The organism is Pseudomonas sp. 14P5.3.2 (genome assembly GCF_057799175.1).
On record NZ_JBYOKU010000068.1, the window covers coordinates 1 to 3,201 of the forward strand.

Consider the following 3,201-nt stretch of genomic DNA (forward strand, 5'->3'; position numbering starts at 1 on the left):
GGGTACTGACTCGTGACCTGTTGGCCTCGCTTCAGCAAATCGGGTATGTGATACAGGTGTTTGTGAGCATCGCGAACTTTCGGTTCATTGCGTCTTCACACACCGCAATCTGATGCTCTTTCGAGTAGTCAAATTGCTTGGGTGTTATATGGTCAAGCCTCACGGGCAATTAGTATTGGTTAGCTCAACGCCTCACAGCGCTTACACACCCAACCTATCAACGTCGTAGTCTTCGACGGCCCTTCAGGGAACTCAAGGTTCCAGTGAGATCTCATCTTGAGGCAAGTTTCCCGCTTAGATGCTTTCAGCGGTTATCTTTCCCGAACATAGCTACCCGGCAATGCCACTGGCGTGACAACCGGAACACCAGAGGTTCGTCCACTCCGGTCCTCTCGTACTAGGAGCAGCCCCTCTCAAATCTCAAACGTCCACGGCAGATAGGGACCGAACTGTCTCACGACGTTCTAAACCCAGCTCGCGTACCACTTTAAATGGCGAACAGCCATACCCTTGGGACCGGCTTCAGCCCCAGGATGTGATGAGCCGACATCGAGGTGCCAAACACCGCCGTCGATATGAACTCTTGGGCGGTATCAGCCTGTTATCCCCGGAGTACCTTTTATCCGTTGAGCGATGGCCCTTCCATACAGAACCACCGGATCACTAAGACCTACTTTCGTACCTGCTCGACGTGTCTGTCTCGCAGTCAAGCGCGCTTTTGCCTTTATACTCTACGACCGATTTCCGACCGGTCTGAGCGCACCTTCGTACTCCTCCGTTACTCTTTAGGAGGAGACCGCCCCAGTCAAACTACCCACCATACACTGTCCTCGATCCGGATAACGGACCTGAGTTAGAACCTCAAAGTTGCCAGGGTGGTATTTCAAGGATGGCTCCACGCGAACTGGCGTCCACGCTTCAAAGCCTCCCACCTATCCTACACAAGCAAATTCAAAGTCCAGTGCAAAGCTATAGTAAAGGTTCACGGGGTCTTTCCGTCTAGCCGCGGATACACTGCATCTTCACAGCGATTTCAATTTCACTGAGTCTCGGGTGGAGACAGCGCCGCCATCGTTACGCCATTCGTGCAGGTCGGAACTTACCCGACAAGGAATTTCGCTACCTTAGGACCGTTATAGTTACGGCCGCCGTTTACCGGGGCTTCGATCAAGAGCTTCGCGTTAGCTAACCCCATCAATTAACCTTCCGGCACCGGGCAGGCGTCACACCCTATACGTCCACTTTCGTGTTTGCAGAGTGCTGTGTTTTTAATAAACAGTCGCAGCGGCCTGGTATCTTCGACCGGCATGAGCTTACGGAGCAAGTCCTTCACCCTCACCGGCGCACCTTCTCCCGAAGTTACGGTGCCATTTTGCCTAGTTCCTTCACCCGAGTTCTCTCAAGCGCCTTGGTATTCTCTACCCAACCACCTGTGTCGGTTTGGGGTACGGTTCCTGGTTACCTGAAGCTTAGAAGCTTTTCTTGGAAGCATGGCATCAACCACTTCGTCACCCAAAGGGTAACTCGTCATCAGCTCTCGGCCTTAAGATCCCGGATTTACCTAAGATCTCAGCCTACCACCTTAAACTTGGACAACCAACGCCAAGCTGGCCTAGCCTTCTCCGTCCCTCCATCGCAATAACCAGAAGTACAGGAATATTAACCTGTTTTCCATCGACTACGCTTTTCAGCCTCGCCTTAGGGACCGACTAACCCTGCGTCGATTAACGTTGCGCAGGAAACCTTGGTCTTTCGGCGTGGGTGTTTTTCACACCCATTGTCGTTACTCATGTCAGCATTCGCACTTCTGATACCTCCAGCAAGCTTCTCAACTCACCTTCACAGGCTTACAGAACGCTCCTCTACCGCATCACTTGCGTGATACCCGTAGCTTCGGTGTATGGTTTGAGCCCCGTTACATCTTCCGCGCAGGCCGACTCGACTAGTGAGCTATTACGCTTTCTTTAAAGGGTGGCTGCTTCTAAGCCAACCTCCTAGCTGTCTAAGCCTTCCCACATCGTTTCCCACTTAACCATAACTTTGGGACCTTAGCTGACGGTCTGGGTTGTTTCCCTTTTCACGACGGACGTTAGCACCCGCCGTGTGTCTCCCATGCTCGGCACTTGTAGGTATTCGGAGTTTGCATCGGTTTGGTAAGTCGGGATGACCCCCTAGCCGAAACAGTGCTCTACCCCCTACAGTGATACATGAGGCGCTACCTAAATAGCTTTCGAGGAGAACCAGCTATCTCCGAGCTTGATTAGCCTTTCACTCCGATCCACAGGTCATCCGCTAACTTTTCAACGGTAGTCGGTTCGGTCCTCCAGTCAGTGTTACCTAACCTTCAACCTGCCCATGGATAGATCGCCCGGTTTCGGGTCTATTCCCAGCGACTAGACGCCCTATTAAGACTCGCTTTCGCTACGCCTCCCCTATTCGGTTAAGCTCGCCACTGAAAATAAGTCGCTGACCCATTATACAAAAGGTACGCAGTCACCCAACAAAGTGGGCTCCCACTGCTTGTACGCATACGGTTTCAGGATCTATTTCACTCCCCTCTCCGGGGTTCTTTTCGCCTTTCCCTCACGGTACTAGTTCACTATCGGTCAGTCAGTAGTATTTAGCCTTGGAGGATGGTCCCCCCATATTCAGACAAAGTTTCTCGTGCTCCGTCCTACTCGATTTCATGACTAAGAGACTTTCGCGTACAGGGCTATCACCCACTATGGCCGCACTTTCCAGAGCGTTCCGCTAATCTCAAAGCCACTTAAGGGCTAGTCCCCGTTCGCTCGCCACTACTAAGGGAATCTCGGTTGATTTCTTTTCCTCAGGGTACTTAGATGTTTCAGTTCCCCTGGTTCGCCTCTTGCACCTATGTATTCAGTACAAGATAACCATCTTATGATGGCTGGGTTCCCCCATTCAGACATCTCCGGATCAAAGTCTGTTTGCCGACTCCCCGAAGCTTTTCGCAGGCTACCACGTCTTTCATCGCCTCTGACTGCCAAGGCATCCACCGTATGCGCTTCTTCACTTGACCATATAACCCCAAGCAATCTGGTTATACTGTGAAGACGACATTCGCCGAAAATTCGCAAAACTCTTAAGAGTCACTCACAAATTTTACCTTAGCCTGATCCGTTACCAGTGAAAGTAACGTTCAGTCTATCTTTCTATCACATACCCAAATTTTTAAAGAAC

General features: G+C 51.3%; 1 rRNA gene. It reads right to left on the minus strand.

Going from position 1 to position 3,201, the window contains the following annotated elements:
- Positions 1-148 precede the first annotated feature (148 nt).
- A 23S ribosomal RNA gene (locus tag AC27VU_RS28830) occupies positions 149-3,040 on the minus strand.
- Positions 3,041-3,201: the final 161 nt, after the last annotated feature.